Annotated in this window: 24 protein-coding genes; 12 read left to right on the forward strand and 12 right to left on the reverse strand. The window is 67.3% G+C overall.

The features are described from left to right. The first annotated feature begins 1 nt into the window (after position 1). From P2869_RS02970 to P2869_RS02985, 4 genes are all read left to right on the forward strand, one after another. Entirely contained in the window at positions 2 to 745 is a 744-nt protein-coding gene (locus P2869_RS02970; RefSeq protein WP_277597422.1) for a cytochrome b/b6 domain-containing protein, read from the forward strand. A gap of 86 nt (positions 746 to 831) precedes the next feature. Further along, positions 832 to 1506, forward strand: coding sequence for a response regulator (locus P2869_RS02975; RefSeq protein WP_277598044.1), 675 nt, complete (start codon positions 832 to 834; stop codon positions 1504 to 1506). Then, positions 1503 to 2888 carry an ATP-binding protein gene (locus P2869_RS02980; protein WP_277597423.1) on the forward strand — a complete coding sequence of 462 codons (1386 nt, stop codon included), beginning with the start codon at positions 1503 to 1505 and terminating at the stop codon, positions 2886 to 2888. Before P2869_RS02975 ends, P2869_RS02980 begins: the two co-directional genes overlap by 4 nt. A 170-nt stretch (positions 2889 to 3058) precedes the next feature. Then, entirely contained in the window at positions 3059 to 3535 is a 477-nt protein-coding gene (locus P2869_RS02985) for a hypothetical protein (RefSeq protein ID WP_017772976.1), read from the forward strand. A gap of 140 nt (positions 3536 to 3675) precedes the next feature. On the opposite strand, the gene P2869_RS02990 is transcribed toward P2869_RS02985, so the two are convergent. Then, positions 3676 to 4632, reverse strand: coding sequence for a cation diffusion facilitator family transporter (locus P2869_RS02990; protein WP_042299679.1), 957 nt, complete (start codon positions 4630 to 4632; stop codon positions 3676 to 3678). A gap of 77 nt (positions 4633 to 4709) precedes the next feature. Next, entirely contained in the window at positions 4710 to 5351 is a 642-nt protein-coding gene (locus P2869_RS02995; RefSeq protein WP_199541581.1) for a hypothetical protein, read from the reverse strand. 248 nt (positions 5352 to 5599) lie between these two features. Here P2869_RS02995 and P2869_RS03000 point away from each other — a divergent pair, with 248 nt between their 5' ends. Beyond that, the gene (locus tag P2869_RS03000) at positions 5600 to 7879 is read left to right on the forward strand and encodes a heavy metal translocating P-type ATPase (protein WP_277597424.1); all 2280 of its coding nucleotides are present in this window, start codon (positions 5600 to 5602) and stop codon (positions 7877 to 7879) included. Between the two features lie 140 nt (positions 7880 to 8019). Here P2869_RS03000 and P2869_RS03005 read toward each other — a convergent pair whose 3' ends face one another. Continuing rightward, the gene (locus P2869_RS03005) at positions 8020 to 8499 is read right to left on the reverse strand and encodes a rubrerythrin family protein (protein WP_126876870.1); all 480 of its coding nucleotides are present in this window, start codon (positions 8497 to 8499) and stop codon (positions 8020 to 8022) included. Positions 8500 to 8719: 220 nt separating this feature from the next. Between P2869_RS03005 and P2869_RS03010 the strand changes: the two genes are divergently transcribed. Genes P2869_RS03010 through P2869_RS03025 form a run of 4 tightly spaced genes read left to right on the forward strand, consistent with a single transcriptional unit; the run spans position 8720 to position 11678 of the window. After that, positions 8720 to 9004 carry a PepSY domain-containing protein gene (locus tag P2869_RS03010; protein WP_277597425.1) on the forward strand — a complete coding sequence of 95 codons (285 nt, stop codon included), beginning with the start codon at positions 8720 to 8722 and terminating at the stop codon, positions 9002 to 9004. Positions 9005 to 9006: 2 nt separating this feature from the next. Continuing rightward, complete coding sequence (locus tag P2869_RS03015; RefSeq protein ID WP_277597426.1) at positions 9007 to 9630, forward strand: cytochrome b/b6 domain-containing protein; 624 nt, start codon at positions 9007 to 9009, stop codon at positions 9628 to 9630. After that, positions 9605 to 10318, forward strand: coding sequence for a response regulator transcription factor (locus tag P2869_RS03020; RefSeq protein ID WP_017772983.1), 714 nt, complete (start codon positions 9605 to 9607; stop codon positions 10316 to 10318). Before P2869_RS03015 ends, P2869_RS03020 begins: the two co-directional genes overlap by 26 nt. Further along, a complete protein-coding gene (locus P2869_RS03025; RefSeq protein WP_233425645.1) occupies positions 10296 to 11678 on the forward strand; it encodes an ATP-binding protein in 1383 nt (460 codons plus the stop codon). The genes P2869_RS03020 and P2869_RS03025 overlap by 23 nt, the downstream gene beginning before the upstream one ends. Before the next feature lie 65 nt (positions 11679 to 11743). Here the strand turns inward: P2869_RS03025 and P2869_RS03030 are convergent, their stop codons facing one another. From P2869_RS03030 to P2869_RS03040, 3 genes are all read right to left on the reverse strand, one after another. Next, complete coding sequence (locus P2869_RS03030) at positions 11744 to 12694, reverse strand: universal stress protein (RefSeq protein WP_277597427.1); 951 nt, start codon at positions 12692 to 12694, stop codon at positions 11744 to 11746. 423 nt (positions 12695 to 13117) lie between these two features. Beyond that, the gene (locus P2869_RS03035) at positions 13118 to 13501 is read right to left on the reverse strand and encodes an RcnB family protein (RefSeq protein WP_017772986.1); all 384 of its coding nucleotides are present in this window, start codon (positions 13499 to 13501) and stop codon (positions 13118 to 13120) included. Between the two features lie 146 nt (positions 13502 to 13647). After that, a complete protein-coding gene (locus P2869_RS03040) occupies positions 13648 to 13782 on the reverse strand; it encodes a hypothetical protein (RefSeq protein ID WP_017772987.1) in 135 nt (44 codons plus the stop codon). Positions 13783 to 14211: 429 nt separating this feature from the next. Between P2869_RS03040 and P2869_RS03045 the strand changes: the two genes are divergently transcribed. Next, the gene (locus P2869_RS03045) at positions 14212 to 14793 is read left to right on the forward strand and encodes a hemerythrin domain-containing protein (protein ID WP_277597428.1); all 582 of its coding nucleotides are present in this window, start codon (positions 14212 to 14214) and stop codon (positions 14791 to 14793) included. Positions 14794 to 14883: 90 nt separating this feature from the next. Here the strand turns inward: P2869_RS03045 and adh are convergent, their stop codons facing one another. Further along, a complete protein-coding gene (adh, locus tag P2869_RS03050) occupies positions 14884 to 16404 on the reverse strand; it encodes an aldehyde dehydrogenase (protein WP_017772343.1) in 1521 nt (506 codons plus the stop codon). Between the two features lie 514 nt (positions 16405 to 16918). On the opposite strand from adh, the gene P2869_RS03055 reads away from it, so the two are divergent. Together P2869_RS03055 and P2869_RS03060 are read left to right on the forward strand one after the other, a co-directional pair. Next, positions 16919 to 18658 (forward strand): methanol/ethanol family PQQ-dependent dehydrogenase, encoded by a 1740-nt coding sequence (locus P2869_RS03055; protein ID WP_199545063.1) that lies wholly within the window; start codon positions 16919 to 16921, stop codon positions 18656 to 18658. Between the two features lie 80 nt (positions 18659 to 18738). Next, positions 18739 to 20037 (forward strand): c-type cytochrome, encoded by a 1299-nt coding sequence (locus P2869_RS03060; RefSeq protein ID WP_277597429.1) that lies wholly within the window; start codon positions 18739 to 18741, stop codon positions 20035 to 20037. A 256-nt stretch (positions 20038 to 20293) separates the two neighbouring features. On the opposite strand, the gene pqqE is transcribed toward P2869_RS03060, so the two are convergent. The 5 genes from pqqE to pqqA all read right to left on the reverse strand — a co-directional run bounded on the left by pqqE (position 20294) and on the right by pqqA (position 23597). Beyond that, complete coding sequence (gene pqqE / locus P2869_RS03065) at positions 20294 to 21478, reverse strand: pyrroloquinoline quinone biosynthesis protein PqqE (RefSeq protein WP_277597430.1); 1185 nt, start codon at positions 21476 to 21478, stop codon at positions 20294 to 20296. A 16-nt stretch (positions 21479 to 21494) separates the two neighbouring features. After that, positions 21495 to 21776, reverse strand: a complete 282-nt coding sequence (pqqD, locus tag P2869_RS03070; RefSeq protein ID WP_017772992.1) for a pyrroloquinoline quinone biosynthesis peptide chaperone PqqD — start codon at positions 21774 to 21776, stop codon at positions 21495 to 21497. Continuing rightward, a complete protein-coding gene (gene pqqC / locus P2869_RS03075) occupies positions 21773 to 22528 on the reverse strand; it encodes a pyrroloquinoline-quinone synthase PqqC (protein ID WP_277597431.1) in 756 nt (251 codons plus the stop codon). Before pqqC ends, pqqD begins: the two co-directional genes overlap by 4 nt. Further along, positions 22525 to 23448 (reverse strand): pyrroloquinoline quinone biosynthesis protein PqqB, encoded by a 924-nt coding sequence (pqqB, locus tag P2869_RS03080; protein WP_277597432.1) that lies wholly within the window; start codon positions 23446 to 23448, stop codon positions 22525 to 22527. The genes pqqC and pqqB overlap by 4 nt, the downstream gene beginning before the upstream one ends. Before the next feature lie 74 nt (positions 23449 to 23522). Continuing rightward, on the reverse strand, positions 23523 to 23597 hold the full coding sequence (pqqA, locus tag P2869_RS03085) for a pyrroloquinoline quinone precursor peptide PqqA (RefSeq protein WP_006410019.1): 75 nt from the start codon (positions 23595 to 23597) through the stop codon (positions 23523 to 23525). Between the last annotated feature and the right edge of the window lie 94 nt (positions 23598 to 23691).

The following is a 23691-nucleotide window of genomic DNA, read 5'->3' on the forward strand; positions in this document are numbered from 1 at the left end:
CATGTCGCCGGCCGACGGCACTTCTGCGAGCGGGCGTCCTGCCGGCACCGTCCGCATTCTGGTCTGGGACGCGCCCGTGCGCGTCTTCCACTGGCTGATGGTGGTCTCGTTCGCGCTCGCCTGGCTCACGGCGGAAAGCGAACGGTGGCGCCTCGTGCACGTCACGCTCGGCTACACGATGGTGGGCCTCGTCGCATTCCGGCTGATCTGGGGGCTCGCCGGCACGCGCTACGCGCGGTTTGCCTCGTTCGTGCGGGCGCCGGGCGCGGTGGTGCGGTATCTCGCGAGTCTGGTGAAGCGGCACCCGGAGCCGCATGTCGGGCACAACCCTGCGGGCGCTGTCGCGATCGTGGTCATGCTGCTGCTGACGCTCGCGATCGGCGCCACGGGCTGGGCCGCCTACAACGACGTGGGCGGCGAAGCCTTCGCGGAACTGCACGAGGGCGCGGCCAACGCGATGCTCGCGCTGGTGGCCATTCACGTGGCGGCGGTCCTCGTGAGCAGTGTCTTGCACCGCGAGAACCTGGTTCGTTCGATGGTGACGGGATACAAGTCCGGGCGCGTGCGCGACGGCATTCGCAGCGCGCGATGGGGCGTGGCTGCGCTCCTGATCGTCGCCGTGCTCGCGTGGTGGGGCTCGCAATGGCAGGCGGCGCCGCGGGCAGGCGCATCGTTGACGGCGCCTGCGGCGGGCGCCGCGCATCGGTCGGGCCAGGGAAACGATAGCGATCACGACAGCGATTGATTCGTGAGCATCCCGCGACTCACGAGAAACACGAGAAACACGAGAAACACGAGAAACACGAGAAACACGAAAGGGCCCTGTTGGACGTGCGAATCCTGCTGATAGAAGACGATCCCCTGCTGGGCGACGGCATTCGCGCCGGCTTGCGCCAGCAGGGTTTCCAGGTGGACTGGGTCCGCGACGGCGACGCGGCGCAGCGCGAGCTGCGCGCGCATCCGTATGCGGCGGCGGTGCTCGACCTCGGCCTGCCGCGCATGGATGGCCTGGAAGTGCTGCGTGTGGCGCGCGATGCGGGCGTGGAGCTGCCAATTCTTGTTCTGACCGCGCGCGATGCCGTGCCGGATCGCATCCGCGGACTCAATGCCGGCGCGGACGACTACGTGGTGAAGCCCGTCGATCTGCACGAACTGGCGGCCCGTCTGCATGCGCTCGTGCGCCGCGCGCACGGCCGGCCCGGCGAGCGGCTCGAAGCGCAGGACATCGTGCTGGAGCCCGCCTCGCGCACGGTGTATCGCGCGGGTGTGCCGGTGGCGCTCGCCACCCGCGAGTTCGACCTGCTGCACGTGCTCATGCTCAACGCGGGGCGCGTGCTTTCGCGCGAGCAGATCGAGCAGCATCTCTACAGCTGGGGCCAGGAAGTGGAGAGCAACGCCGTGGAGGTGCACGTGCATCGCTTGAGAAGCAAGCTGGGCAGCGACCTGATCCGCACCGTGCGCGGCGTGGGCTACGTGCTGCTGCGCGAACCCGCGGGGCCGGCATGACCCGGCCGCGCTCGCTCCAGGGCCAGCTGCTCCTGCTCGTTGCCGGCGTGCTGCTCGCCGTGTGGCTGGTGGCCGCTGCCTTCACCTGGCACGATGCGCGGCACGAGATCGACGAACTGCTCGACAGCCATCTCGCCCAGGCCGCGGCGTTGCTCGTCATGCAGGAGACCCGCGCCGTGGACGACGACGAAGACGCCATGGACGCGCCCACGCTGCATCCCTATGCGCCCAAGGTGGCGTTCCAGGTGTTCCACGAGGGGCGGCTCGGGCTGCGCTCCGCGAACGCGCCCACCGAGCCGATGATGAGCGCCGGCCGCTCGCATGCGGCGGGCTTTTCCACCGTGCGCATCGACGGCAAGACCTGGCGCGTGTTTGCCGCGCGCGGCGCGCAGCACGACGTCGAGGTCTACGTGGGCGAGCAGGTGGATTCGCGCCGGGCGATTCTGCTGGCCGTGATGCGCGGCGCCTTCTGGCCGATGGCGCTGGCGTTGCCCGTGCTGCTGCTCGCCACGTGGTGGGCTGTGCGGCGCGGCGCGAAGCCGCTGCGGGAGTTGGGCAGCACGCTCGCGCGGCGCGATCCGCGCGCGCTCGACGCCGTGCGCATGCAGCATGCGCCGCTCGAAATGGTGCCGCTGCTCGATGCGCTGAACCGCCTCTTCGATCGCATTCGCGTCGTGCTGGACGCCGAGCGGCGCTTCACCGCCGACGCCGCGCACGAACTGCGCACGCCCATCGCGGCGATCAAGGCGCAGGCCCAGGTGGCGATGGCCGAAGCCAACCTCGAGTTGCGCCGGCATGCACTGGGCCGCTTGCTGGAGGGCTGCGACCGCGCGGCTCACCTCGTCGATCAATTGCTGTTGCTCTCGCGCCTTGAAGCCGGCGCGCCGATGGATACCGCCGAGGTCGCGCTCCCCGCGCTCGCGCAGCAAGTGGTGGCCGACATTGCGCCGCAGGCGCTCGGCAAGCGCCAGCAACTCGAACTGGAGGCGAGCGATGCCTGCGCCGTCGAGGGCAACGAGGTGCTGCTCGCGTCGCTGATTCGTAATCTCGTGGACAACGCGGTGCGCTACAGCCCCGCGCTTGCGCACATTGCCGTGTGGGTGCGCAGGCGTGGCGAGCGCGTGGTGCTGGGTGTGGAAGACAGCGGCCCGGGGCTTGCCGACGAACAACTCGAGCGCCTGGGCGAGCGGTTCTTTCGCGGTGGCTTCTCGGAGGAAGAAGGCGCCGCGCCGAGCGGCAGCGGGCTCGGCTGGTCTATCGTGCGGCGTGTTGCCGCCGTGCACGGCGCGCAGGTCGAGGTGGGGCGCTCCGCGGCGCTGGGCGGGTTGCGCGTGACGGTGTCGTTGCCGCGCGCCCGTTCCGGAGATTCGGTACGCCGCTGACCGCTGTCGAGCGCCGTTGACATGTGTCAAGCCCGCAGCCGTCTTGCCGCGACAGCATGGAACCTGTGCGTCGCTCAGCGCCGGCACCTGCCATTGCAGCGTGCCGCTGTGGGCGACGAGGTCGCTACGAAGCAAGGGGCTTCGCGTCGCGACGCATCGATGGAGGCACCATGCAAAAGTTTCGATTCCTGATGATTCCCGCGGTCGCACTGTTCATGGCCGCGTCGGTTTCCGCCCATGCGGCCCAGTTGGACCGCAGCGTCACGAAGAACGGTATGACGATCCACTTCGGCATCGTGCCGGCCGAGCGCGCCCAGGCCGTGGAAGGCAGCGCCAGCGCGCCGACAGAGGCCGTTTCGGCGCCGGCGCGGGGCAGCTATCACCTCGTGGTCGCGTTGTACGACAAGGCCAGTGGCGCGCGCATCGACGATGCCGCGGTGACGGCGAAGGTGACGCGCCCAGGTCCGAAGTCTGGCCCCAAGGTGCAGGTCAAGGCGCTGCAGCCGTTGAAGGTCAACGACACGGTCACCTACGGCAACTACTTCGACATGCCGTGGCAAGGGCGCTATCGCATCGATCTGTCGATCAAGCGCAAGGACAGCATCGACGCGACGAAAGTGCGCGTGACCTACGATCAGCAGTTCTGACGGCGCCACGCGGGCCGGGCCACGCGGGCCGGGCCACGCAGGCCGGGCCACGCGGGCGTCGACGGTTGTTTCAACGACGCCCGCTTCAACGCTTTCCCTGCTTCAACGCTTCCGCTTCAACACGCGCTTCAACACCTGCTTCACCGCTCCGCCGCCACCACGGCGGATGCATCAGGCGCCGTCGCCCTGCGCGGATCGACGTGCGTCATCACGTTGAGCACGCGGTGGCGCGACAGCACGCGGCGCCGCGCTTCCACGGCAATGTCGTGCCCCGCTTCCACGGAGATCGCGCCCGCCACCTCGATGTGGACGTCCACCACGACCATGTCGCCCATCTTGCGCGTGCGCAGGTCATGAACGCCGATCACGCCGGGTGAACTCACGAGCGTCTCGCGAATGGCGTCCACCTCGTGGTCGTCGGCGGCACGGTCCATCAGATCGTGAAGTGCTTCCCAGCCGAACTGCCAGCCCATCTTGAGCACGAGCAGGCCCACGACGAGCGCCGCGATCGGGTCGAGTATCGGGTAGCCCGCCAGGTTGCCGATAATGCCCACGCCCACCACCAGCGACGACGCCGCATCAGAGCGCGCGTGCCACGCGTTGGCCACCAGCATGCTCGACTTCACGCGTTTGGCCACGGCCAGCATGTAGCGGAACAGCAGTTCCTTTGCCGCGAGTGCGCCACCGGCAACCCAGAGCGCGATGACATGCACGCGCTGCACGGACGCAGGATCTTCGAGCTTGTGCACCGCCGACCACAGCATGCCCACGCCCACCGCGGCGAGCAGCGCGCCCAGCGCCAGCGACGCGCCCGTTTCGAAGCGTTGGTGGCCGTACGGATGCGCTTCGTCCGCGCCCTTCTTGCTGTGATGGCTCGCGAAGAGCACCACGAAGTCGGCAATCAGATCGGATAGCGAATGAATGCCGTCCGCCACCAGACCCTGCGAGCCCGAAAGCAGACCGGCGAGCACCTGGCCCAGGGTCAAGGCGAGGTTGACCACCACGCTGACCCACGTGCTGCGCGACGCCGCGGCGGCGCGTTCGGCAGGCGTGTGTTCGTTGTTCTCGGTGTCGTCAAAGAGTTCTTCGGTCTTCATGTCGTTGCTTCGTTCGTCAAAGGAAAGGCTTCAGGCGGGGCGACAGGGCTGCGGACACAGCGAAGGCCGTGTGCCCTTCAACGCTGCGCATGGCGACTGCTTTTCACACCCTTGGGTTGTTTTGCCGGCCGCCGCCACGCGAGCCTGCGCTGCTCGACCAGCATTTTCCAGTCGAGTTTCGTGAGTGTATAGATGAGCCCGAGCAGCGCGAGTTGCGTCACGATGAAATAGCCGCTGAGGTAGCCGTCTTCCAGCTGCGCCTCGGGGTCGATGTACGAGGAAGCAAGGCGGCCCAGCTGCGCCCAGAGCGCGTAGCTCGCCACGCGCCCCGCGAAGAACGCCGCGCCGATAAAACGCAGCGGCAACCCCGAAAGCCCATAGGCAATGAAGAGATAGTTCGACGGAAAAGGGCTCAACGCGTAGACGAAGAACGCGCTCACGGTGGTCTTCTGATGCTTGGCGAGCCACGCGGTGACCACGTCGATGTTCTCGCGGTCGGCGTCGCGCATCAGTTTGCCGCGCACGAGCGAGCGTGCGAACGTGGCCAGAATCAACCGGCCGATGGTGGCGGCGCTCGCGGCGACCAGGGCGAACACGAACGGACTGCCGTCCGGCACATTGAAGCCGACCCACGACATCGCCATCCAGGTGGGCGGCGCGAATGCCGGCATGAGGTTGATGAGCAGTACCACGACGAACAGTGTGGACAGCGTCGCCACGATGGACCTCCCGGCCGATACGCTTGCAGCGGTTTGCAGCATTCCATTCTGCGGCGGCGGATGCCGCTGCGGTTGACGCACGTCAAGCCGGCAAAGAACGCGGCGCGACCGCTTTCATCCGACAAGGTTTGACGCGAGTCAACGGACCCGCGATACCGCTCCATACACTCGTGAACAGCACCCCGTATCCCGTCGCTGCCCATTCCCATACTTGTGCCATGCCACGCTGGCTGTCTTTCCTCGATCGAATGCCGTGGATCACGTTCGTTCCGCTGCTCGCCTCGGCCCTGAGTCTCACGGCAGGCCTCGGCTTCGCGGCATTCGGACGAACCGCCGTGGCGCATGCGCTCTGGACGCTCGGGGCTGTGCCGGTGCTGCTCGTGCTCGCGGTGTCCATCGTGCGCGCGCTGCGCCGGCACGAAGCCGGCGTCGACGTGCTGGCGCTGGTGGCCATCGGCTTTGCGCTCGCGCTGGGCGAATCGCTCACCGCGGCCGTGATCGCCTTGATGCTCGCAAGCGGCCGGGCACTCGAACACTATGCCCACGCACGCGCCCAGCGCGAAATGACGGCACTGCTCGCGCACGCGCCGCGCCACGCCAACCGGTTCGAAGCGGGCGAGTGGCGCCGCGTGGAACTGGACGACGTGCAGGCCGGCGACCGCCTGCTCGTGCGCACCGGCGAATTCGTGCCGGTGGACGGCAGCCTCACCGACCCCGCGGAACTCGACGAATCCACGCTCACGGGCGAGGCCGCCATCCAGCCGCGCCGGCCGGGCGAAGCGGTGCAAAGCGGCGTGTTGAACGTGGGTCCGGCGTTCGAGATGGTGGCGGCCGCGAGTGCGGGCGACAGCACGTTCGCCGGCATCGTGCGCATGGTGCAGTTCGCGCGCGAGGCGCGCAGTCCCGCCGAACGGCTCGCGGACCGCTACGCCGTGCTCTTCATGCTCGCTGCGCTGTTCTTTGCCGGCGCGAGCTGGCTCGCCGTGGGCGACCTCACGCGCGTGCTCGCGGTGCTCGTGGTGGCCACGCCGTGCCCGCTGATTCTCGCGGTGCCCGTGGCCATCGTCTCGGGCATGTCGCGGTGCGCGAAGCGCGGCGTGCTCGTGAAAGGCGGCGGCGCGCTGGAGCGGCTTGCGCAGGCAGGCGCGCTCTTCTTCGACAAGACGGGCACGCTCACCGGCGGGCACGCGCGGCTCGTGGCCGTGGAAAGCGCGCCGGGCACCGCGCCCGACGCTGTGCTGCGGTTCGCGGCGTCGCTCGGCCAGGCGTCCGCGCACGTGATATCCGAGGCGGTGACGATGGCCGCGCGCGAGCGCCATCTCGCGCTCGCGGTGCCCTCGCACGTGGTGGAGCGTGCAGGGGCCGGCGTGACGGGCGAGGTGGACGGCCGCGCGGTGGCGATCGGGTCGTTCGCTCATGTGTCGGAGGTCGCCGCGCCCCAGCCGTGGTGTACGGCGTTCCTGCAGCGCGTGGCCTATGAGGGCGCGTCTGCCGTATTCGTGGCCGTGGACGGCGTGATGATCGGCGCCGTGCAACTGGCCGACCAGATCCGGCTGGAGACGCCGCGTGCGCTGCGTCTCTTGCGGCAGGAAGGTATTCGCCGGCTCGTCATGCTGACGGGCGACCGGCGCGACGTGGCCGAAACCGTGGGCGCCATGCTGGGCGTGACCGAGGTGATGCCCGAGCAGACACCCGCGGACAAGCTCGCCGCCATTCAGGCTGCACGTCGCGACGACACGGTGGTCATGGTGGGCGACGGCGTGAACGATGCCCCGGCGCTCGCTGCCGCCGACGTGGGCGTGGCGATGGGCGCGCGCGGCGCGGCGGCGTCGTCCGAGGCGGCCGACGTCGTGCTGCTGGTGGACCGGCTGGACCGCCTCGTCGACGCATTGCGCGTGGCACGCCGCACACGGCGTATCGCTATGGAAAGCGTGGTGGCAGGCATGACGCTCTCGTTCGCGGCGATGGCCGTGGCCGCGGCCGGCTACCTGCCGCCCCTGGCGGGCGCGCTGCTTCAGGAAGTCATCGACGTCGCCGTGATCCTCAATGCGCTGCGCGCCTTGCGCATACGCCCCGGCACCGCGCCGGGCAGTCTCCCGCGCGACGACGCGGATCGCCTGAAAGCCGACCATGCCGAACTGGGACCGGTGATGGAGCAGATCAGAGCGCTCGCGGACGAACTGCCGCGCATGCCGCCGCAGTCCGTTGCCGGTGCGCTCACGCGCATGAACGAATCGCTTGCGCAGCAGCTCGTGCCGCACGAGCAGCACGACGACATCGAGCTTTATCCCGGCCTCGCGCAACTCATGGGTGGCGACGACCCCATGGCCGCGATGAGCGGCACGCATCGCGAGATCTTTCGCCTTGCACGCATGCTCAGACAGATGACGGCGCACGTGCCGCCCGAAGGGCCGGACGCCGCGAGCCTGCGCGAATTCCAGCGTCTTCTCTACGCGCTCGACGCCATCGTGCGGCTGCATTGCGCTCAGGAAGACGAACTGTTTCATGCGCTGGCGGAAAACGGGTAATGGAGCAGGCGAAGCGGCCCGGTGGCCGCCTCGCGCACGCCAACGCGATGCCGCCGCCGATGCCGCGTTCGAACGCACGCGGGCTGCATGCCCGGCCTCGGGCGTGTGCGTCCGCGATGTGCGTGGGTGACGTGCCCGCGTTACTTGCTGCCGGCCCGCAGCTTTTCGGCGGCCGTCTTGTACGCGGTGTAGTGATCGCCTTCGTCGGCGGCAATCTGGCGGAACATGGCCGCCACCTTCTTGTCGCCGGCCGCGTCGGCCTGCTCCGCGTATTTGACGTACATCTTCGTGTTCTCGTAGTGCTCGCCGGCCATGCCGTCGGCCAGATTGGCTTCGTCGGACTTCGCGAGGTTCAGCGCTTCCGCTTCGCGTGCGAAGTGCTCGTTGGCCTCTACGTTCGCGCTTTCGTCGAAGAGCTTCGCGAGTTCCGGGTGGCCGCTCTTGCGGGCATGCTCGGCGTAGGCGAGGTACTTCAGGTGCGCGTAGGCCTCGCCGTGCATGGCGGCCTCGAGGTTCTGCTTCGTCTGGTCTTTCAGCTGGCCCTCGGCGAGCGCGGGCGCTGCGGCGAACGAAAGCGCCGCCAGCGCGGCCACGGGAACCAGTTGCGTGAAGAGTTTCATGATCAGCATTCCTTTTCGGGGACGTCGCCGACCGTGGCGACAGCGACCATGTTGTCGTGCGGCATTGACAATGTCCTGACGTCTGCCGCGCGTTGGAACAACCGTTTGCGCGGCACGGCGAGCATTGACGCAGGCCCGTCAGGACTCGGTCAGAAGGCGTCTCTAACCTTGGCAATGAGCGTGTCTTGCGCTCGTCATCTCAAGCAAGAGGAGTCGCAACATGAATTGCAAACGCATTGGACGCATCGCCGCTATCGCCGTGCTGGGCGCTATCGCGGGTCACGCCGTCGCCAGTCCTACCTGTACGCGTCAGCCCGAATCGCAGTGGCTGAGCGAAGCGGACATGCAGAAGAAGATCAGTCGGATGGGCTACAAGGACATCAAGGTGTTCAAGAAAACCGCTTCCGGTTGTTACGAGATCTACGGGCGCACCGGCGACGGCCGCAAGGCCGAGGTCTACTTCAATCCGGTGACGGGCGCGGTTGTTCAAAGCAACGTGGACTAGCCATGCTCCCCCCGCATCCTCGCGAAACGCTGATCGCGCCCGCCGCTACCGTACGTCACGCGAAGCCGCGTTCCGTCCGCGTGTGGGACCCCGTCGTGCGCGTTTTTCACTGGACGGTTGTAGCGGGCGTGCTCGCGAACTATCTGTTGCTCGAAGCCGGCAAGGCGCCGCACCGTTACGTGGGCTACGCGGTGGCGGGCGCGCTCCTCGTGCGCGTGGTCTGGGGCTTTGTCGGCAGCGCGCACGCGCGGTTCGCCGACTTCGTGGCGAGCCCGCGCGCCGCGCTGGCACACCTCGCGGGAGCCGCGGCGGGGCGTGATCGCCGCTACGTCGGTCACAACCCGGCGGGCGGTCTCATGATGCTCGCGCTGATGGCGCTGCTGGCCGCGGTCTGCATCACGGGCTGGATGCAGGGACTCGACGCGTTCTGGGGCGAGCAATGGCTGCAGACCACGCACGCGCTGCTCGTCGATGCCGTGCTCGCCATGGCGGCGCTGCACGTGATGGCGGCGCTGGTGGAGAGCCGGCGGCATCGCGAAAACCTTGTGCTCGCCATGGTGACCGGGCGCAAACGGCCCGCCTCGGGAACGGATGTGGATCATGCGGCTGCTGCTCGTCGAAGATAACGGCAGGCTTGCCTCGCTCATTGCCGATGGGCTTTCGAAGGAAGGCTTCGCGGTGGACGGGTGCGCGACGCTCGATCTCGCAAGGCGCGCCTTCGCGTCGAACACCTACGACCTCGTGCTGCTCGATCTCGGCCTGCCGGACGGCAACGGCGTGGAGTTCGTGCAGGCCATGCGCCGCGGCGGCCACACCGTTCCTGTGCTCATCATCACGGCCCGCAGCAGTCTGGACGACCGCGTGATCGGGCTCGACTCGGGCGGCGACGACTATCTCGTCAAGCCATTCGAGTTGCGCGAACTCGCGGCGCGGTGCCGCGCGCTGCTGCGCCGGCCGGGTTCGTGCCTCGGCACCACGCTTGCCGTGGCCAATCTCGAACTCGATACGGCGGGCCGGGAGGTGCGCGTCTCGGGCCGCGTCGTGCCGGTGCCGCCGCGCGAACTCGATCTGCTCGAACGATTGATGCGGCGGGTGGGGCATGTAGTGACCAAAGGGGCGCTCGAAGATTCGCTCTATGCACTCGAAGCCGAGGTCACGCCGAACGCGCTCGAAGCGGTGGTGTCGCGCCTGAGGCGCCGCCTCGCCGCCGCGGACGCACAGGTGGTGATGCATACCGCGCACGGCATCGGCTACATGTTGACCGCCGCGCAAGCTTCGGACGGGGACAGCGATGAGCCGCAGCCCCATAGCTGACGGGAGCGGCATGCGCGCGCCGCGGCGCCGTCGCCGCACGCTCTTCTTCACCATCTCCGTCCGGCTCGCCGTGGTGGGCTGCGCCTTCATGCTGGCCCAGCTGCTCGCCGTCGTGTGGATGTACGTGCGCAACCCCAATGAACTCGATCAGCTGCTCATCTCGGCCGAGGCGGCCCGCATTGCGCGGGAGATTGCCCCCGGCGGCGCGGGTGCCGGCATCGCGCTATCCGAGGATCTCGCGCGGCCGCTCGCGCCCGATACTCGCCGCGCCTTCGTGATTCACGAGAAGGGCGGCGCGATCATCGCCCGCCACGACGACGGCGATCTGCGCATCGACCAGGAGCCGCCCATGTCGTTTCTCGTCATCCGGACGCAGCGCGAGACGTGGGGCGACCGCTTTCTGCTGACGGGCACACGCCGCGTGTCCGTGGCCGACCGTCCTTACTGGATCACCGTGGCGATTGCCGGCCGTGGCTTCAAGCCCTTCGTTCCCGTGATCTTCGACGAGGTTCGCTTCCATGTCGTACTTCCGCTCGCACTGCTCTCAGGCTTGCTGCTGCTCTTCAACTTCAGCGTGGTGCGAAGCACGCTCAAGCCGCTCGACGAAACCATTGCCGCCGTGGACCGCATCGATCCGGCGCAGATTGCCGCGCGCATCGAGGCTTCCACGCCACTCTGGGAGGTGCAGGCGCTGGTCGGATCGGTGAACCGCATGCTCGACCGGCTTGAGCGGTCAGTGCAAACGCTGCGGGAATTTGCGGGTAACGCGGCGCACGAGTTGCGCACGCCGCTTGCCATCCTGATGCTCGGCATCGGCAATCTGCCGGACGGAGAGACGAAGACGAAGCTCACGCGGGACGCCCAGCGCATGAAGCGGCTCGTGGACCAGATGCTGGACATGGCGCAGGCGAGCACGATAGAAATTGCCGCAGACGACCGCGTCGATCTCAACGCGCTGGCACGCGACGTTTCCACCGATCTGCTGCCGCTTGCTGTGGCACGCGGGCGTTCCATCACCTTTGTCGATGCAGGCGGCGCCACCGTTCGCGGCCACGCGGAAGCCATTGGCCGGGCGCTGCGCAACGTGATCGAGAACGCGCTGGAGCACACGCCGAGAGGAACGGCGGTGGAGGTGGTGAGCGGTCCGGGCCGCTGTTGCTCGGTGCGCGACCACGGGCCTGGTATTCCCGCGGATCAGCGCGCGAGAATTTTTGATCGCTTCTATCGGCTCGACCGCAGCCGTAATGGCGGAGCGGGCCTTGGGCTCGCCATCGCGGCGACGATCATGGAAGCGCACGGCGGCAGGATCGAGGTGGACGACGCGCCCGGTGAGGGCGCGTTGATGCGCCTGCGGTTCTAGCGCCGGTTTGCGTGAGCCGCCATGCGGGCGATGTTCGACACGCTTCGCACGCCGCCGCAAAGCCCTCACGCCTCCTGCGAGTGAACCAGCAGAAGCGGCACGCTGGTGAGCTGCGCCACACGCTGCGCCACGCTGCCGAGCGCCCAGCGCGCCATGCCGCGCCGGCCGTGAGTGCCCATGACCACGAGTTCCGCGTGCCAGTGGTCGGCCGCGCGCACGATGGCGTGGGCGACATCGTCGCCGGCGAGTTCGGTCTTCAGAAGCGCCGTGGTGGCCGACGACGTGGCGCTGCTGAGAATGGGCTCCGCATTGGCCAGCACCGCCTTGCCTTCGTCGATGAACGCGTTTTCGAGCATGTCGATGGGCACGAGGTCGCTCAGGCGCACCGCGCGGTCCACCACGTACACGGCATGCACGTGAGCGTTGCGCGTGGTGAAGCGCATGCCGTAACGCAGCGCCTGCAATGCCACGTGGCTCGCATCGAGCGCAAAGAAGAGGCGTGTGGGCACCTGGCCGGGCTTCACTTCGAAGCGCTCCGGCACGACGAGAATCGGGCACCGCGCGAGTCGCGCAAGCGGCTCGGACACCGTTCCCTCCACCCAGCGCATCACGCCGTGATGCTGGCGCGCGCCCACCACGAGCAGATCCGCCTGCCAGGCGTTCGCTTCGGCCATCAGCGCATCGACCACGCTGCCGCCGTGCTGCGAGAGGTCGATAACCTCGGTTTCGATCGCGGCGTTGCTGGGCGCGAGCAGCGCTTTGGCGTGGCTCAGCGCGTCTGCCGCGTCGCGCCGCAACTCGGCGCGTGCCACGTCGAGCGTGCTGCCGACGAATCCGCCGGTCGGCACGAGCGTGCGCGGGTTCTCCGCCACGCTTACGAGGCGGACCTGGTTCTCGGGCCGCAGCAGGTTTTGCACGTAGGCAAGCGCCTGCTGGGAGGCGGCCGACGCGTCGACGGCGATGAGTACGCGGGTTGGCAGAGCGAAGGGCGTGTCGGTGGAGGTGGCGGCATTCACGGTGGGTGTCCTGCGGAAGGTTGAAGGGAGCGTGTAAGCGATTCTGTAATCCACCCGCCTGCCGTTTCTTGACCACGATCAAGCGCCCTTGGTAACGCGGCCGACCGTGGGGGCGGACATCTCCCGCTTACCTGCCCCTCATGCACGGCTCACATCCGCGCGGCTTGCGCGAGGTGTTCTCGTTGTCGGGTGGGGAGGGGCGCGTTGCCTGCACGGCGGCCGGGAAGGCGCGGTCGCGTACGCGAGCGTGTCGGCGTGCGACAGATACGTTGGGTACGAAGCGGAAGGGATGAGGCGCCTTCGTGCGAGGCCGCCTCGTGCCGCGCAGGCGACGTGAGCGGGAGTGGGGGAACAGAAGGGGATGTCGACTGGTCGGGCGTGTCGAATCAGGGCTCGGGACCCGCGGCCCTGATTCGTTGCGCTCTAGGGCCCCACGCGCAGCACGATGCCGGAGGAGATCTGCACCAGCAGGTAATCGCCACCCACGCCGATCCACGTGTAACCGCGCGGCGGCGGCCCGAGACGGTAGGCGCGCCAGTCGTCGATGACGTACTGGCGGTCGCGGTATTCGGGCGGCAGGCGATCGCCTTTGCGCCAGTGGCCCGGCGCGTAGGCGGACGCGCCCGGACCCTCGGGGCTGTGGCCCGGCGGCATGCGCTCGGGGCCATGCCCCCGGCCGTGACCCTGCTCGCCTTTGCCGTGATCGCCTCTTCCGTGGTCGTCGTGCGGCGGTTGCGCGCTGACGGCCGACGCAGCCAGCATGCCGGTGACGATCAGCGACCCGAGAAACACGCGCGATTTCTTCATGGCTTTCTCCTGTGCGGGGTGGTGATTGCCGGAGTGGCAGAGGCAGGCTAGCACCCGATGCGCCATTGCGCCATCGAACGAGTCAGTGCGGGGTCAGTGCGACCCGCCGCGCATGGACTGCCGCTATCGTCGACAAGCGGCTGCGCTCAAGGGCGCAGCAGATCGAGCCCGGCAAACACGATGACGCCGCTTAGTGCCATGAAGGGCACCGAGTGCCGGCCCAGATAGAGCGTGGCTGCCGCCAGCCAGCTCGCAACGAAAAACGCTCCGATTCGCTTCATGTCGTGTGCGCGCCGTGAAAGGCGCGTTCCCGATAGTGATTGAGGGTGCCGGCGATGCCGATTGTGCGAGGACTTCGCCGCCGTGTGTGGTCCGGCGTTTGCCGTGCTTGCCGGCTCACTCGCGAGGCGCCGTGTGCCGGGGGCTCCCGCGCTGCAGACCGCGTGATGGCGATCGCCCGCCGGAAAAATGCAAATTATAGGGTTTTCCCTTGGCCGACGACGGGCGTGCCGCCAGGCCAGGGACACGGAGCGGCTCATCGGCGTGCGTGGAAGTGTCTCGTGCAACGCCCCGTGTGCGGATTGATTGCGGTCAAGGCTGGCTTTCGTGGCGGCACGATACTTTTTAAAGGACGTCAGTCGGTTTGCTGCGGGCCGTCCGTCGTCCGCGAATTGCCACGAATTGCCGCGATTGCCGCGAGGAGAAACATCATGGTGCCGTCCGCCATGCATACGGCCGTGCAGGCCATCATCAGGGAACACCAGCAGCTCGCCGTGGTGGTCGGTGGCATGCAGCGTTTCATCGAGCTTGTCGATGCCCACGCGCAAACGCCCGACGCCATCGTGTTCCGCGCGATGCTTTACTACATTCGCGAATATCCCGAGCAGATCCATCACCCGAAGGAAGACTGCTATCTGTTCGCGCGGCTGCGCATGCGCACGGCGGATCTCGACGAGATCATCGAGGAACTGGAGCACCAGCACGCGCAAGGCGAAGCGAAGGTGCGCGAACTGGAGCGCGTGTTCACGCGCTACGAACTCGCGGACGAGGCGGCCTTCGCGGCACTGCGCGACAGCGTCTACGAATACGCGCGGTTCTTCGCGGAACACCGCCGCCTCGAAGAAGAACTGATCCTGCCGGCCGCGCTGCGTTTCCTGACCCGCGAAGACTGGATCGAGGTTGACGCCGCGTTCGGCGCCAATCGCGACCCATTCGAAGGCATGAAGACGGAGAGCGACCTCGACCACCTGTTCGAGATGGTGGTGAAGGCTATTCCCGATCTTGGCGGCTGAAGGGCTGCGTCTGCACGTATGGAGCCGCGGCGTGCGGCGTGCGTTTCTTCCGCCCGCCGCCCGTCTTTCACCAACGCATCAAGCCACCGATCAGAAGAACCCCAGCGGCTGCTCGCTGTAGCTCACCAGCAGGTTCTTGGTCTGCTGGTAGTGGTCGAGCATCATCTTGTGCGTCTCGCGGCCGATACCCGACTGCTTGTAGCCGCCGAATGCCGCATGCGCCGGATACGCGTGGTAGCAGTTCGTCCACACGCGGCCCGCCTGGATCGCGCGGCCGAAGCGGTACGCACGCGTGCCGTCGCGCGTCCACACGCCGGCGCCCAGGCCGTACAGCGTGTCGTTGGCAATCTCCAGCGCTTCTTCCTCGGTCTTGAACGTCGTGACGGACACCACCGGCCCGAAGATCTCTTCCTGGAAGATGCGCATGCGGTTGTGGCCGCGGAACACCGTGGGCTTCACGTAGTAGCCCTTCGAGAGTTCGCCCGCGAGCACGTTGCGCTCGCCGCCCGTGAGGCACTGCGCGCCTTCCTGACGGCCCAGGTCGATGTACGAGAGGATCTTTTCCAGCTGCTCCTGCGAGGCCTGCGCGCCGATCATCGTCTTCGGGTCCAGCGGGTGGCCCTGCTGCACGGCGGCCACGCGCTTGAGCGCACGTTCCATGAAGCGGTCGTAGATCTTCTCGTCGATCAGCACGCGCGACGGGCACGTGCAGACCTCGCCCTGGTTCAGCGCGAACATCGCGAAGCCTTCCAGTGCCTTGTCGAAGTAGCCGTCGTCGCGGTCCATCACGTCGGCGAAGAAGATGTTCGGGCTCTTGCCGCCCAGCTCGAGCGTCACCGGAATGATGTTCTCGCTCGCGTACTGCATGATCAGGCGGCCCGTGGTGGTCTCGCCCGTGAAGGCGACCTTCGCGATGCGCTTGCTGGTGGCAAGCGGCTTGCCCGCTTCCAGGCCAAAGCCGTTCACGACGTTGAGCGTGCCCTTGGGCAGGATGTCCTGGATGAGTTCCATGAGGACCAGGATGGAAGCGGGCGTCTGCTCGGCGGGCTTGAGCACGATGCAGTTGCCGGCGGCGAGCGCCGGGGCGATCTTCCAGGCGGCCATCAGGATCGGGAAGTTCCACGGAATGATCTGGCCGACCACGCCGAGGGGCTCGTGGAAGTGATAGGCGACGGTGTCGTGATCGACCTCGCACACGGAGCCTTCCTGGGCGCGGATGCAGCCGGCGAAGTAGCGGAAGTGGTCGATGGCGAGCGGGATGTCGGCGGCCAGGGTTTCGCGCAGGGGCTTGCCGTTGTCGATGGTTTCGGCCACGGCGAGGCGCTGCAGGTTGGCTTCCATGCGGTCGGCGATGCGGTTGAGCACGCTCGCGCGCTCGGCGGGCGAGGCTTTGCCCCAGGCGTCCTTGGCGCGGTGCGCGGCATCGAGCGCGAGTTCGACGTCTTCGGCGCGCGAGCGCGGAATCGAGGTGAACGGCTCGCCGGTGATGGGCGAGACGTTGTCGAAATACTCGCCGCCGACGGGCTTCACCCATTCGCCGCCGATGAAGTTGCCGTACTGCTTCTTGTAGGGGTATTCGGTGGTCAGGAACTGCATTTCCGCGTGGTTCATGATGTCTCTCCTCCATGGATGGGACGGCATCCGTGCCTGCACGTCCGGCAGGTTCCGCACTGAATCCGCACTGAAGCGCGGGAAAACACGGATGCGTTGATCTGATGTGCGCTTCGCGCTGGGCACCCGTTCAGCGAGAACCATGCCATTGCGAGTTTGCGTGGGCCACGTGGGGCGCGTGCAACGCGAGGCGCCGTTCAACACGCGATTGAGCACGCGATCCAACGCTTCATCCCGTTCGTTAGGAACGCCCCCGACTCAAGGGACTGTTCCCTCCGGCAACACACGCGGCGTGCGGCTGTACCAGACTGCAACACCTCGAACGCGCGACCTGCGTTCCGCATCGCCCAACGTTTCGCGCTTCATCCCCTGCCACGCAAGGCAAATCGCTAAAGAAGGCTTGAGGCAGATCAATGGCATGCGACTTGCAAAAAGCGGCGCGCTGCCATTGACGCTCACCGGACGATGGCGCCGCAACCGGGCATCGCCCTCGATAAATCGACAGGAGACAAGGATGAAAGCACGTTTAGCAACGGCTACGCGGCCCACGGCGCTCGCCCTGGGCGTCGCGCTGGCCGCGAGTCTCGGCCTGGCCGCCATTGCCGCCACGGCCGCGAATGCCGACGAGTATCCGGCCGTGACCTACGACCGCCTCGCGTCGGCGCAAGACGATCCCGGTTGGCTCACCTACTACCGCACCTATAACGGTCACGCGCATTCGCCGCTCAAGCAGATCGACACGTCCAACGTGAAGACGCTCAAGCAGGCGTGGACCTACAAGTTTCCCGCCGAACTGCAACAGGGCTTCGAAGCAACGCCCATCGTCAACGGCAACTATCTGTTCGTGACCACGCCGAAAGACAACGTCTACGCGTTCGACGCCACTACCGGCAAGCAGCTCTGGAAATACGAGCCGAAGCTGGGCGCCGAGTCGTTCAAGACGGCGTGCTGCGACGTCGTGAATCGCGGCGTGGCGCTCTACGGCAAGAACGTCTACGTCGCGATGCTGAGCGGCGAAGTGGCGGCGCTGGATGCGCAGACGGGCGCGCTCGTCTGGAAGAAGTCGATGTTCGAGCCGGGTCTCGGCTACGCGTTCTCGCTTGCGCCGCTCGCCATCGACGGCGCGCTCGTGGTGGGCAGCGCAGGCGGCGAGTACGGCGCGCGCGGCTTCATCGCGGCGCTGAGCCCCGACGACGGCAAGGTGCTCTGGAAGCGCTTCACGATACCCGGCGCGAGCGAGAAGAACGGCAACACGTGGCCCGACGGCATGCAGGAACACGGCGGCGCGCCGGCCTGGCTCACGGGCACGTACGACGCCGATTCGCGCACGCTCTACTGGGGCGTGGGCAATCCGGGGCCGTGGCTCGCGGATCTGCGTCCCGGCGACAACCTCTACTCCGACTCGCTGCTCGCGCTCGACCCGAAGACCGGCGACCTCAAGTGGCACTACCAGTACACGCGCCACGACACGTGGGACTACGACGGCGTGAACACGCCCGTGCTCGCGAAGATCAAGTACGAGGGCAAGGACTACGACGCGATCATCCACGCGGACCGCAACGGCTACTTCGATGCCATCGACCGCGGCACCGGCAAGCTGATCTACGCGAAGGCCTTCGTGAAGGCGACCTCGGTGACGGGCTACACGCCGGAGGGCGCGCCCGTGCAGGATCAGTCGAAGTACCCGAAGGTGGGCACGACGATCGAAACCTGTCCGAGCTTCCTGGGCGGCAAGAACTGGTGGTCGCTCTCGTACGACCCTGAGCGCCATCTCGCGATCGTGCCCGCGCTGCATGCGTGCATGACGCTCTCGGGCAAGTCGGTGAACTTCATGGAAGGGCTGCCGTATCTCGGCGAAGGCTTCGAGATCAAGCCTGAGCCGGGCAGCAAGGGCTTCGGCGAGTTGCAGGCCATCGACGTGAACACCGGCAAGAAGGTGTGGAGCCACTGGAGCAAGCTGCCGTGGAACGGCGGCGTGGCGACGACGGCGAGCGGCATCGCGTTCAGCGGCGCGCTGGACGGCCACCTCTACGCGTTCGACGAAGCCACGGGCAAGGTGCTGTGGCAGAGCCCGAAACTCGCGAGCGGCATCGTCTCGCAGCCTGCGGTGTTCGAGTCGGGCGGCAAGGAGTACGTCGCGGTGCTCGCGGGCTACGGCGGTGCCAACCCGATCTGGGGCGGCCCGATGGCCAAGGCCGCGGAGAAGGTACCGCGCGGCGGCACGCTCTACGTCTTCGCGCTCGGCGGCGCGTGATCTAACCCGGCGCAGTGCGACGCGGCGGCTTTGGTCCGCCGTGCGCGCGGCTGCGCCGGTGCTTACCGGAAAGTACTCTCATGAATACCCGACTTCATTGCCTGGCTTCGCTGGCTTTCACGAGTGCGCTGCTCGCAGGCACCGCACTTTCGTCCGCCGATGCCTTCGCCGGCGTGCGCGTCTGCACGTTTCCCGGCAGCCCCTCGGCGCCGCTCGATCGCGCCGTCGCACGCGAAGCCTTCAAGGCCGCACACATCGAGGCCACCGTGCTCGAAGGCGCATTCGGCGCAACCGACGACGACGGCGTCTCGCTCAAGGAACTCAACGCGGCGCTTGCGCGGCACTGCGACGTGATTGCGGGCTTCCCGCGCTCCACGGCGGCGGACGCTTCCGACAGCAAGCTCAAGTTCTCGCGCGGCTATCTGCGCTCGGGCTACGTGAGCGTGACCACCGACGCCGCGGCTGCGTCCGCGAACACCGCAAACGTGATTGCCGCCACCTATGCGAGCCCGGGGCAACTCATCGCGGTCCAGCAGAAGGGCGCGCGGCTCGTGCTCGAAAACACCTCGGAGTCCACCGTCGATGCGGTCGTGGCGGGTCACGCCGGGCGCGCCATCGTCTGGTATCCGGCGCTCGTGGCGTATCGGCTTGCGCATCCGCAGCAGCGGCTCGCCGTGGCGGGCACGTCGTCGCCGTACGCGGACTGGCATCTCGTGTTCGCGTTCGGCGCGAAGAGCGCCGCGTTGCAGCCGCGCGTGGATGCGGCGCTGGCGGCGATGTCCGCGGATGGGCGGCTTGCGGCCATGACGCAGCAATGGGCGCTGCCGAAGACGGCTGTGGCGGCAACCTCTGTTGGCGAGTTGGCCACGTCCCATACGCAGGCCGATGCGTTCGCCTACCGCGACGGTCCGGCACCGACGCATGGGCCGAACGCCTACGGCGCCGCGTTGCTGTCTGCGGGATTGTCGTCTTCCGCGCAGGGTGGCAGTTTCATCAAGGTGGATGCGAGCACGGCCAGTGCGCCTTCGTTCGTCAGCGCGCAGGTCGCGCACGGCAAGAAGCTTTATGCGGGGGCGTGCGCGAAGTGCCACGGCGCGAACCTCGAAGGCCTCAACGCGCCTGCGTTGAAGGGCCCCGCGTTTGCGCCCGCGTCGGGCTCGCATCTCACCATTGGCGGCGTGTTCACCTACATGTTCACCAACATGCCCGCCGACAACCCCGGCAAGCTGAAGCCCCAGGACTACGCGGACCTCATGGCGTACCTGCTGAACTCGAACGGCTACGCAGCCGGCGCGACGAAGCTCACTGCGGACGCCGCGAAGGCGTCGGCGACGCCGCTCAACGCGGGGTCGGCCGTCACGGTGGGGGCGTCGCAGTAATCAACGCAATTGCAGTAGAGAGGGGTCTCCGGCCCAACCGCAAGGTAGGTCCGTTGGCGGCCGCGCGGCAAGCTCCGTGTGTTTAGGGGGGAAGCCGCGCGGTCGCATTTTTTTGCGTGCTGCCTGCGCAAGACGCGCGACAACGAAAATGCCGCACGTTTGCCCCGGCAAAAACGTACGGCATTTCGTGCGGCATTTTTCTATCGGCCTGTGTTGAGTGCTTCGGTCCGGCCAGAACTGAACCGTACTCGGGGCCTCACCCCGCCTTAAATGAATTCTCGCGGCTGCGAAACACGAGCGGCTGCACCGCCGTGTCATGCGCCTGCGCGTGCTGCCGCGCGATCCTCACCGCCTGCTCCACCACGCCGTGATGCGCGGACTTCGAGCAGACCGGATCGGCGGCAGCGGCGTCTCCTGCGAGCTGATAGGCCTGGCAGCGGCAACCGCCGTGATCCGTGTGGCGCTCGTCGCAGTCGCGGCACGGTGCCTTCATCCAGTGCTCGCCGCGATACGCGTTGAACCCGGTGCTTTCGTACCAGATGTCTTTGATCGACGTATCGCGCACGTTCGGAAACGTGAGTCCTGGCAGCGACCGCGCGGCGTGACACGGCAGCGCCGTGCCGTCGGGCGATACGGCGAGAAACACCGATCCCCAGCCGTTCATGCACGCCTTGGGGCGCACCTCGAAGTAGTCGGGCACCACGAACAGGATGCGGCAGCGCTCGCCCACGCGCGCACGGTAAGCGTTGACCACGTCTTCCGCTTCGCGCAGCTGTTCGGCGGTGGGCATGAGTTGCGTGCGGTTCAGGAGCGCCCAGCCGTAGTACTGCGTGTTCGCGAGTTCGAGATACTCGGCGCCCATGTCGAGCGCCATCTCGATGATCTGCGCCACGTGCGGCAGGTTGTAGCGATGCAGCACGCAGTTGAGCACCATCGGGTAGCCGTGCGACTTGATGAGCCGCGCCACGCGCTGCTTGAGTTCGAACGTGCGCGTGCTGGTGAGGAAGTCGTTGAGTTCGCGCGTGGAGTCCTGAAACGAGAGCTGGATGTGATCGAGGCCCGCGTCCTTGAGCTTGCCGATGCGTGCTTCAGTCAGGCCGATGCCCGACGTGATGAGGTTCGTGTAGAAGCCGAGTCCGCGCGCGTAGCCCACCAGTTCTTCGAGGTCGTCGCGCAGCAGCGGCTCGCCGCCCGAGAAGCCGATCTGCGCGGCACCCAGCGCGCGTGCCTCGCGGATGACCTTGCGCCAGGTCTGCGTGTCGAGTTCGGCCTCGTGGCGCGCGAAGTCCACGGGGTTGTAGCAGAACGCGCAATGCAGCGGACAGCGCCACGTCAGTTCGGCGAGCAGCCAGAGCGGCGGCGCAGCGGCTTCGCGCGGCGCGGGCGCCGCCCCGCCATGAGCGTGATCGAACGTCACATGTGCTGGTGCTGAGGCTTGCATCTCGTCGTTCATGCGTTCAATCGACCCAGCCGCGTTGCCGTGCGTGCCAGAGGAAGCGATGCACGTCCGGCGCGAGGTCGGAGGCACTGAAGAGCTCTTCGAGTTCGCCGATGATGTCGTCGAGTTCGCGCGTGCCGTCGCAGCGCGCAAGAATGGCGCCGGCGCTCGGATTGAGCTTCACCATGCCTTCGGGGTAGAGCAGCACGTAGCCGTCCTGCGCGGGCTCCCATTGCAGCCGGAACATGCGGCGCAGACACGGCCGCGGGTTCACGCCGAGATCGGAATCGACGGTGTTCATACGGGGTACGCCTTTTCGATGGCATCGAGCATCGACCACAGAATGTCGAGCTTGAACTGGAGAATTTCCATGGCGCGTTGCTGGGCCCTCGGCGTCGTGAAATACGCGAGCGTGACGGCGAGCCCGTGTTGCACGTCGCGCTGCGCGAGCGGAATGCGGCTGCGGAAATACTGCAGACCGTCCTGCTCGATCCACGGGTAAAGCGTGGGCCAGCCCGCGAGCCGGTCGCGGTGAATCTGCGGCGCGAACATTTCCGTGAGCGACGAGCACACGGCCTCCTGCCAGGGCGCGCGACGCGCGAAATTCACGTAGGCGTCCACGGCGAAACGCACGCCGGGCAGCACGTGCTCGAGCGACCAAAGCTCATTGCGATCGATGCCCACGGCGTCGCCCAGCCGCGCCCACGCTTCGATGCCGCCTGCGTGCTCGCCGTAGCCGTCGTGGTCGTGCAGCCGCTCGATCCAGAGCCGGCGCGTTTCGCGGTCCGGACAGTTCGAGAGAATGGCTGCGTCCTTGAGCGGAATGTTGATCTGGTAGTAGAAGCGGTTCGCCACCCAGCCGCGGATCTGCTCGGGCGAGCACCCGCCGCTGTTCATCTTCACGTTGAACGGGTGGTAGATGTGATAGCGCGCACCGAGCGCGCGCAACTGCGCCTCGAATTCCTCTGCGGGCCACGGCGCATCGTGCGGCGTGGCGGTGGACGTCGACGCGGAGGCTGGCGAAAAAGCGGGCAAGGCTGCGTTCATGATCAAACCTCGAATTGCATGCCGTCGCGCGCCACTTCGATGCCGCGCGCACGGATCGCCGCGTACTCGGCCGAATGCGGGTCGAGTATGGGGTTGGTGTTGTTGATGTGGATGAGCACCTTGCGCGTGGCTCGCGGCAGTCCGTCGAGCAGTTGCACCATGCCCGGTTCGCCCTTGTAGCCGCACTGCGCGAGATGGCCCATGTCGATGGCGAGCTTGTCGGCGAGACCCAGGTCGATCATTTCGGTCTGCGACCAGAACGTGCCGTCCACGAGTACGAGCTGCGCCGAGTTCATCGCGGCCAGCACCGCCGGCGATGCACCGGCAAGACCCGGTGCGTAGAACACGCGCGTGCCGCTGGCCACGTTCTCGATCACGAGTGCAATGTTGTCGCCGGGCACGCCGGACTCGCGTCGCGGCGAGTAGGGCGGCGCCTTGCTTTGCACGGCGATGGCCGTGAAGCGCAGCCCGCCCGCGTGGGCAATCTCGAACGGTTCGTCGAGCACGATGTCGTGACGGTCCACGCCGCAGTAGTGCGCGAGGAGCGGCACGAGCGGCAGGCCTGTGGAAAGGTCGTCGAAGACGGGCGGCGTCGCGTAGAGCGGCAGCGGCGTCGTGCGTTCGCGCAGCATCAGAAGGCCCGTGACGTGATCGATCTGTGCGTCGATCAGCATCACGGCCACGATGCCGGTGTCTCGCACCGACCGTGCAGGCTGCAACTCGGGATGCGAGCGCAACTGCGCGAGCAGGTCGGGCGAGGCGTTGATCAGAACCCAGTCCGTACCGTTGCCGCTCACGGCGATCGAAGACTGCGTGCGCGGCTGGATGTCGCCGGTATAGCTGCGGGCGTGAGTGCAATTGGCGCAGTTACAGTTCCACTGCGGCAGGCCGCCGCCCGCGCCCGAACCCAGAATCCTGATCTTCATGATGTTGCGTGGCGGGCGCCGTCAACGCATGCATGGCCCTTCGGCCTGCATGCGCGCGGCGCGTCGCGGTCCGTTTAGCGGTTGGCGATGTACATCGTGATTTCGAAGCCGAAACGCAGGTCGGTATAGGCGGGGGTGGTCCATTGCATGGCTGTCTCCTTGAGTTGGATGGGATGTAGACCGCAGCAATGCTGGCGGTCGGGGCTTTCATTGCAAGGTCCATGCCGGTGGTGAGTGCGCGTT

Origin of the sequence: Paraburkholderia sp. SUR17 (genome assembly GCF_029536165.1) — a bacterium.
Classification (GTDB): Bacteria; Pseudomonadota; Gammaproteobacteria; order Burkholderiales; family Burkholderiaceae; genus Paraburkholderia; species Paraburkholderia kururiensis.

What these genes read in the sequence shown, in the direction of transcription:
- P2869_RS02970 (WP_277597422.1), top strand. Translation starts at nt 2, where the DNA reads ATGTCGCCGGCCGACGGCACTTCTGCGAGCGGGCGTCCTGCCGGCACC.
- P2869_RS02980 (WP_277597423.1), top strand. Translation starts at nt 1,503, where the DNA reads ATGACCCGGCCGCGCTCGCTCCAGGGCCAGCTGCTCCTGCTCGTTGCC.
- P2869_RS02985 (WP_017772976.1), top strand. Translation starts at nt 3,059, where the DNA reads ATGCAAAAGTTTCGATTCCTGATGATTCCCGCGGTCGCACTGTTCATG.
- P2869_RS02990 (WP_042299679.1), bottom strand. Translation starts at nt 4,632, where the DNA reads ATGAAGACCGAAGAACTCTTTGACGACACCGAGAACAACGAACACACG.
- P2869_RS03000 (WP_277597424.1), top strand. Translation starts at nt 5,600, where the DNA reads ATGCCGTGGATCACGTTCGTTCCGCTGCTCGCCTCGGCCCTGAGTCTC.
- P2869_RS03005 (WP_126876870.1), bottom strand. Translation starts at nt 8,499, where the DNA reads ATGAAACTCTTCACGCAACTGGTTCCCGTGGCCGCGCTGGCGGCGCTT.
- P2869_RS03010 (WP_277597425.1), top strand. Translation starts at nt 8,720, where the DNA reads ATGAATTGCAAACGCATTGGACGCATCGCCGCTATCGCCGTGCTGGGC.
- P2869_RS03015 (WP_277597426.1), top strand. Translation starts at nt 9,007, where the DNA reads ATGCTCCCCCCGCATCCTCGCGAAACGCTGATCGCGCCCGCCGCTACC.
- P2869_RS03020 (WP_017772983.1), top strand. Translation starts at nt 9,605, where the DNA reads ATGCGGCTGCTGCTCGTCGAAGATAACGGCAGGCTTGCCTCGCTCATT.
- P2869_RS03025 (WP_233425645.1), top strand. Translation starts at nt 10,296, where the DNA reads ATGAGCCGCAGCCCCATAGCTGACGGGAGCGGCATGCGCGCGCCGCGG.
- P2869_RS03035 (WP_017772986.1), bottom strand. Translation starts at nt 13,501, where the DNA reads ATGAAGAAATCGCGCGTGTTTCTCGGGTCGCTGATCGTCACCGGCATG.
- P2869_RS03040 (WP_017772987.1), bottom strand. Translation starts at nt 13,782, where the DNA reads ATGAAGCGAATCGGAGCGTTTTTCGTTGCGAGCTGGCTGGCGGCAGCC.
- P2869_RS03045 (WP_277597428.1), top strand. Translation starts at nt 14,212, where the DNA reads ATGGTGCCGTCCGCCATGCATACGGCCGTGCAGGCCATCATCAGGGAA.
- adh (WP_017772343.1), bottom strand. Translation starts at nt 16,404, where the DNA reads ATGAACCACGCGGAAATGCAGTTCCTGACCACCGAATACCCCTACAAG.
- P2869_RS03055 (WP_199545063.1), top strand. Translation starts at nt 16,919, where the DNA reads ATGAAAGCACGTTTAGCAACGGCTACGCGGCCCACGGCGCTCGCCCTG.
- P2869_RS03060 (WP_277597429.1), top strand. Translation starts at nt 18,739, where the DNA reads ATGAATACCCGACTTCATTGCCTGGCTTCGCTGGCTTTCACGAGTGCG.
- pqqE (WP_277597430.1), bottom strand. Translation starts at nt 21,478, where the DNA reads ATGCAAGCCTCAGCACCAGCACATGTGACGTTCGATCACGCTCATGGC.
- pqqD (WP_017772992.1), bottom strand. Translation starts at nt 21,776, where the DNA reads ATGAACACCGTCGATTCCGATCTCGGCGTGAACCCGCGGCCGTGTCTG.
- pqqB (WP_277597432.1), bottom strand. Translation starts at nt 23,448, where the DNA reads ATGAAGATCAGGATTCTGGGTTCGGGCGCGGGCGGCGGCCTGCCGCAG.